Genomic DNA, 6,495 nt, shown 5'->3' with positions numbered 1-6,495 from the left:
GTCAGATGAAGCTGCCGGATCAGGCCTGAGTAAAAAATGATTTTTCCACCCGGCATACAGAACGCATTGAGTTCGTTGCTGTTGATCATGTTGACTTCCCATTTCCAATCAGGCGCGTCGGAACGAAAAATTTTTGTTTGCGGTTCAAGTCTCTGGGCAATGGCACGAAGGCGCCGGAGAATGGAAGCATCGGTATTGAGGGTGCCTTTTGCAGCGGCTTCGGAAGTCAACTTGCTGTAACTTTGTGCCGCCATCTGTTCGAGCTGCTGGGACGAAACCAGAAGGAGCTGTTTACGGTCCGTGCCGACCGCACCACCGCTGGTGGTGGTTTGACATCCACCGAGTGTCAGCGCTGCAAGCAACAGCGATAGAAGGGAAAGGCGACGCAAATGAGTCACGGTGATCTTATTGACACTGATGACCATCTTTGGGTGGCTCAAGCCTTTTTGGCCCAGGACGCGCACCAGCCCTTGGCCGCCACATTCTTGCCGGCAAACAGAGGGCATCCACCTGCGACATCGCCTGCCTTGCCTTGGTACAACGCGCAATTGCTGCAAGCACTGCCAGACACGTAGTTTTTGAATTTCACCTTGTCCGCTTGGGTGGCATCGTCCACATAGCCAAGTGTTACGGCTTGGGTGTCGCCCTTTTCGACCATTGGAAGATTCATGGTCGTCGTTAATGGTGCTTGTGCTGGTGCGACCGCGGGTGCCTGACTTGGGGCGGGCGTGGTCGCCATCGGTGCAACCGGTGGTTCGACTTTGGGCGAGCACGCAGCTAACAGTGCAAGACCGGCAAAGGGCGTGATTTCGATAAAGCGTCTGCGTGTTGGCGTTTGCATTTGAGGGTTTCTTGTCTGGAGTGGTTTGTCGTTAGGGTGCCGAGGTGCAATTGCCCGCCAACCGACTGACAAGTTGAAGTTGAGCGATGCGCGTACACATATTGCTTTAGCAGTGACTTCGTATCTGTGCGATGGTGCACAAAGCTCACCGAAGTCACGGAAGACAGCAAAGGCAGCAATTCAAGCCTTACACGGCACCTCGCTCTCGATACCGACAATCGATGGACTGGTTCAGAAATATTTCATGAACGTCTGCAAATGGCCGGCGCAAAACACAAGCCCCAGCCCAGAGATGTCCGCTACCAGCGGCGACTTTCAAAGGCGGATATCTGGAGTGCAGAGAGAGCAGGCCACACTCAACCAGCGTGGAATTTCTGGTCGGCGAGCGCGGGCAACTGCCTGAATAAAACAAACACAACGCGTGACAGCGACAAGCTGTGGACTTATTCAGCGTTGCCATAAAACGCCACTGACTGATCAAGTTGAAGAAAACAATTCCCGATATCGGGCAGGCGGAACGCCCATGCGGCGGTTGAACTCTCTTGTCAGATGCGCTTGGTCAGAGTAACCACAAACAAAACCAATTTCTGCAATCGCCATCTCAGACTCCAAGAGGTACCAACCAGCCAATCGAAAACGCACATCAGACTGAATGCGCTGGTAGCTGAGGCTTTCCGCTGCCAGTGTTCGCTGAAAAGTCCGACTGGGCATTCCCAAAGCCGCTGCCGCAACACCAACCGACACAAGTTCAGGCAAACATCTGGCCACATGGTCCCCAACAGCGCATGCAAACTGCGACCATGTTGGCGGCGCTACCTGCGCCCAAGAAACGGGCAGGCTCAAATCCAGGCCTTTTTCCTCGGTATCTTGCCAAGTCAATAACCAAGTGTGTGTCTGGCACTGTTGTACACACTGCAAAACCTGAGTTGAATCTGGGCTCGGGTACAGCTCCATATCGGCAGCAGTCGCTTTGATCGCATGGAGGCCGTTCGCCTCCAACAAGGCACACAAGACGCCGCACACCACCAAGTCCTCTGCCGCCAAAGGGGCTGGGCCATTGTCTTTGTGTGCATGCTTCACCCGCGCAAAAGTCGGCGTGAGGCCCTGCCATTGGATTCGGTGTTTTGAATGGATGTAGCGCTCAAGGCGCTGCCACCGTACAAACAAAGAAGTGGCGCTGCGCCCTGCAGTGAGTGCCAGATGGGTCGGGTCCATCGCCAGTTTGTGCAAGCCTCTTCCAAGCAGAGGCAAAACGGCAAAGCCTGCTTGCTCGACGGCTGATTGCACAACCTCTCGTTTCAAATCCAAAGGAACGGTCGCCTGAGTCAATTGATCGGCCACTTCAGGCAAGCGAAGGCCCAGGCCCGACATGCCCTGAAGCAGTACACGCACCATGACGCTACTGGCAAAATCTTCGTTTCTTGGTTTGATCAAGATGTCTCTTTCAGATGGCTTTGAAGCACCCTAGGTTCAAGTGGCAATTGTCTCAGTCGCCATCCTGTCGCTGCCCGAACTGCATTGGCAATCGCAGCTCCTGCGGCCACGATGGCCGTTTCGCCGGCCCCCGAAGGCGGCTCGCCATGATCGACCAGATGGACAGAAAGGCGAGGCAGTTGGGTCATGCGTGGAATCGGCGATTCTCCAAAGTTTCTGGCTTCAACCGACCAACTTTCAACCAACACCATACCCAACCCCCAGACCAAATTACCCTCGCACTGAGCCCGAACCTGATCAGGATTGATAACTTTGCCGCAGTCGTGTGCACAGTGCATGTGGACCACGCGAACCTCGCCGCTGGCTGGATCGACCAACACATCGGCAACGACCGCCGCGAAACTGGTTTTCTTGTAAATACCGCAGGCCACACCACGGCCATGAAGCAATCCTTTGGCAGGCGTCGAAACCGGGGGAGCACTGGCGACAGCCTCTTCCAGCACACGCTTGAGACGAGGTTCCTCGATGTGCTGCAGGCGAAATTCAATCGGATCAAGACCCGCCACACTTGCACACTCGTCCATTGCAGATTCAATGACAAAAGCGTTCGGTCCAGCACCTAATCCTCGCCAAGGGCCTGTGTGGACAGGCAGTCGAACCAGGTCAAACCCGGTTCGCTTGGCTTGTGCTCTGTAGGGGAATGTCGCACCACGCGCCACACCGTCGTCACCGATGAAATCGGTGATTTTTTGCATCCAAGCGGGCACCACAGCGCCTGTAAAAAGGATGTGGCTGCTGGCAAAATCGTGAGACCAATGGATCAGACGACCCTCTTGGAGTCGTGCACGAATCCGGTGGCTGGATGGTGGACGGTGAAAGGCCTGCATCAACTCCTGCGCACGGGTCCATTGCACTTTGACTGGCTGCTTGAGTTCATGCGCCAGCACGGCTGCTTCAAGTTCGACAGTGCTGATGGTTTTCCCTCCAAAGGCACCACCCACGCGACAACCATGGACCAGCACCTTGTCCTCTGCCAAGCCCAGTCGGCGACAAACCACATCGCGCTGATAAAAAACGTCCTGAGAGCCCACCCACATTTCAAGTCGACCATCCGCATTCATTTGAGCCACAGCAGCGCGAGGTTCAATGGCCGCATGCGCTGCAATCGGCACATCGAACCTGAGGTCAATATCCCAGGGGCCCGTATGAACAGGATCGTTGTGGATGTACTTGTCACGTTTCGAACTGGCCGCCATCCGGCGATCGATGTCCATCGCTTCCCGAATGCTCTGCGTATCTGCCTGGCCCTGAAAAGACCAGCTTGCTTTTAATGCCTGCTCAATCATGTCGAGCGCTGCGGGGGTTTTTGCCACGATGGCTATGCCCTCGCTCGACGACATCTTGAGGAGTGGGCTTCGAACCAGGGCCACGAAGCCCTTGACTTGGCGTGCCGCCGCTTCGTCCATGGTCTGCAGGGTGGAAGCGATTTCAGGAGGAACAGGCGCACGAAGGACTCGGCCATAAACCATGCCGGTCAGGCGCACATCAATGGCATACAAAGGCTGGCCAGTCACCATCTCAAGCCCTTGTTCCAGCTGAGGGGCGCGCCCCACCCATTGCCCCTGGCCCGATAAAGAAAGTAATTGGTCTCTAGGGAATTCGATGGCTTCCAGCTTGCCCGAAACCTGCCCGCTCTTGATGGCCTGACGCAAAGTGGCACATGCCCTGGCCAATGGCAATGCAAATTCCATGATCGATTCGCTTCCGACGGTGGCACGGACACGATCAACGCTGTCCGTGTTGTGCAACCTGACTTGCAGTTGATCTGGACTGATGCCCAATTCGTCGCAGGCGATTTGCTTGAGCGCCGTGGCGATGTTTTGCCCCATTTCGACGCGCGGCACGGTCAACAGATAGTTTCCCGACCGATGGCTGATCCAGCTCAAACCTGATCGAGCGTCTGGTGACGGTCTTTTAGGGATCACCGGCAAATTGGCGCATCCAGGCAAAAAGGCCACACTGAGCACGGCACCCACACCACCGAGAAGGTGGCGACGATTGATTGTTGCAGTCATCGTCAGCTCCTCGCCATTTGTTGAATGGCGATGCGCACTCGGGGTTGAGTTCCACACCGACACAAGTGTCCCGCAAGCGCGTCGTCGATTTGGTCATCGCTTGGGCTCGGTGTCCGCTTGAGCAAAGCCACAGTGGCCATGATTTGACCGGACTGACAGTAGCCACATTGAGGGATGGCTGCACTGAGCCATTTTTCCTGCACTGGGTGCAGCTCACCCAATGGGGCCAGACCCTCCACAGTCAAGATGGCCTTGTCTACCGCTGATATGGCTGGGGTCAGGCAGCTTCTGACAGGCTCGCCGTTGACATGGACTGTGCAAGCACCACACAGTCCGGCCCCACAGCCAAACTTTGTGCCCACGAGCCCCAGGCCTTCGCGCAGCACATGGAGCAGCGAGTCTTCGCGCCATGGTTCAGGAACATCCATCCATTGATCGTTGACGCGCAGTTTCATGATCGGTCTTAAGTGAGTGAAGGTGTGGACACTCTACGCAAGACGCTCGTAGGGGTATTGAACATGCGCGCCAACCCCCTTCTGATCACGGCAGGCCAAGCCTACAGAAAACCTGCCAATCAGCCAAACACCTCGGTATCCACCTCGCTGTTGGCCTGCGCGTTGTAGCGATCTCCCGCCACGGTACGCTGGTTGATCAGGGCATCCAGGCGCGCCATCAAACCCGCATCCAGCCTCACATCCATCGCTGCCAGGTCATCCAGCAGGTGATCGACCGAAGTGGTGCCAGGGATCGGAATGATGTCCTCGCCTTGGTGCAGCAGCCAGGCCAGCGCCAACTGCGAAGGGCTGCAGCCGGCCTCTTGCGCGAGCGCGTCATAAGGGGGCAAGAGCTTGAGGTTGGCGGCGTAATTTTCGGGCGAGAAGCGCGGCATGCTGCGGCGAATGTCCTTGGCGTCGAAAGCGGTCACATCCAAAGCTGAGCCGCACAAAAAGCCCCGTGCCACCGGGCTGAAGGCCACAAAGGCCACGCCCAGTTCGCGGCAGGCCTGCAGCACCGCGATCTCGGGGTTGCGCGTCCACAGCGAATACTCGGTTTGCAGTGCCGCAATCGGGTGCACCGCGTGCGCTTTGCGCAGCGTGCTGGCCGACACCTCGGACAAACCAATCGTCTGGATTTTGCCTTGGCGCACCAGATCGCTCAGTGCGCCCACGCTGTCTTCGATGGGCACTTTCTTGTCCCACCGGTGCAGGTAATACAGGTCGATCACATCGGTCTGCAAGCGGCGCAGCGCATCTTCACAGGTTTTCTTGATCGTCTCGGGGCGGCCGTCGATGACGCGCACTTTGCTGCCATCGTTTTGCTCGACACCCTGCATGCCGCATTTGCTGGCCAGAGTGAAGCGGTTGCGGTGGGGCTTCATCACCTGGCCCACCAGCGTTTCGTTGGCCCCAAAGCCATACAGCGCGGCGGTGTCAAAAAAAGTCACGCCTTGGTCCAAGGCGGTGAGCAGCACACGCTCGCCCTGTTTGGCCGAGACGGGCGCGCCATAAGCATGGCTGAGGTTCATGCAGCCCAGGCCGATGGCGCTGACGGAAAAGTTGGCAAGTTGGCGATTTTTCATGCCCGTATCTTATCGGAGCGCAAGCCCGGCACTCGCTCGCACCTTAACAAGATTTGGACGCAGACGGGCACCAAGTCGCGCGAGGGCTGAAGAGACCGTTAACATGCAGGGCTTCAGCTCAAAAGCTCTGTAAATACCTGCCCCACATGAACCACCCCACCTCTGTTGAGCCCAAACGCCAAGGCCTGTCTCGCGTGTTGCACGCTTTTACCTACTCAGTCGAGGGCTTGCGTGCCGGTTGGCACGAACCGGCTTTTCGGCAAGAGGCCATTTTGGCGGTGCTGATCTTGCCCGGCGCTTGGTGGCTCGGCCAAAGCTGGACCGAAGTGGTCTTGCTGGTCGGCGTCGTGGTGGCGGTGCTGGTGGTGGAGTTGCTCAACACCGCCGTTGAATCGGCCATTGACCGCGTAGGGCCGGAGTGGCATGCCCTGTCCAAGCGGTCCAAGGACATGGGCAGCGCCGCCGTGTTGCTGAGCTTGCTGCTGTGCGGCGGCGTGTGGCTCAGCGCCCTTTGGCGCTGGTTGGCTGCCTGACGGGTCCGCTTTCCGGGCGACTTTTGTGCGGCG

The 6,495-nt window shown here is 57.4% G+C and carries 7 protein-coding genes; 1 reads left to right on the top strand and 6 read right to left on the bottom strand.

The genetic code is table 11. The features are described from left to right. From Q0341_RS07115 to Q0341_RS07090, 6 genes are all read right to left on the bottom strand, one after another. On the bottom strand, positions 1-425 hold a 425-nt coding region (locus Q0341_RS07115), incomplete at its 3' end, for a M48 family metalloprotease (RefSeq protein WP_299511542.1). Between the two features lie 11 nt (positions 426-436). After that, positions 437-670: a high-potential iron-sulfur protein gene (locus Q0341_RS07110; protein ID WP_299511544.1), complete on the bottom strand. Its 234-nt coding sequence runs from the start codon at positions 668-670 to the stop codon at positions 437-439. Positions 671-1,318: 648 nt separating this feature from the next. Then, a complete protein-coding gene (locus tag Q0341_RS07105; RefSeq protein ID WP_299511541.1) occupies positions 1,319-2,275 on the bottom strand; it encodes an AraC family transcriptional regulator in 957 nt (318 codons plus the stop codon). Beyond that, on the bottom strand, positions 2,272-4,350 hold the full coding sequence (locus tag Q0341_RS07100; protein ID WP_299511540.1) for a molybdopterin cofactor-binding domain-containing protein: 2,079 nt from the start codon (positions 4,348-4,350) through the stop codon (positions 2,272-2,274). The genes Q0341_RS07105 and Q0341_RS07100 overlap by 4 nt, the downstream gene beginning before the upstream one ends. A gap of 2 nt (positions 4,351-4,352) precedes the next feature. After that, positions 4,353-4,805 carry a (2Fe-2S)-binding protein gene (locus Q0341_RS07095; RefSeq protein WP_299511538.1) on the bottom strand — a complete coding sequence of 151 codons (453 nt, stop codon included), beginning with the start codon at positions 4,803-4,805 and terminating at the stop codon, positions 4,353-4,355. A gap of 119 nt (positions 4,806-4,924) precedes the next feature. Then, on the bottom strand, positions 4,925-5,929 hold the full coding sequence (locus Q0341_RS07090; protein WP_299511537.1) for an aldo/keto reductase: 1,005 nt from the start codon (positions 5,927-5,929) through the stop codon (positions 4,925-4,927). Positions 5,930-6,075: 146 nt separating this feature from the next. Between Q0341_RS07090 and Q0341_RS07085 the strand changes: the two genes are divergently transcribed. Continuing rightward, positions 6,076-6,462, top strand: coding sequence for a diacylglycerol kinase (locus Q0341_RS07085; protein ID WP_299511535.1), 387 nt, complete (start codon positions 6,076-6,078; stop codon positions 6,460-6,462). Positions 6,463-6,495 lie beyond the last annotated feature (33 nt).

The sequence above is a fragment of the uncultured Limnohabitans sp. genome, assembly GCF_937889215.1.
Lineage (GTDB): Bacteria > Pseudomonadota > Gammaproteobacteria > Burkholderiales > Burkholderiaceae_C > Limnohabitans_A.
The sequence above is the reverse complement of the archived record's forward strand: the minus strand, read 5'-3'. Positions and strand labels throughout refer to the sequence as shown.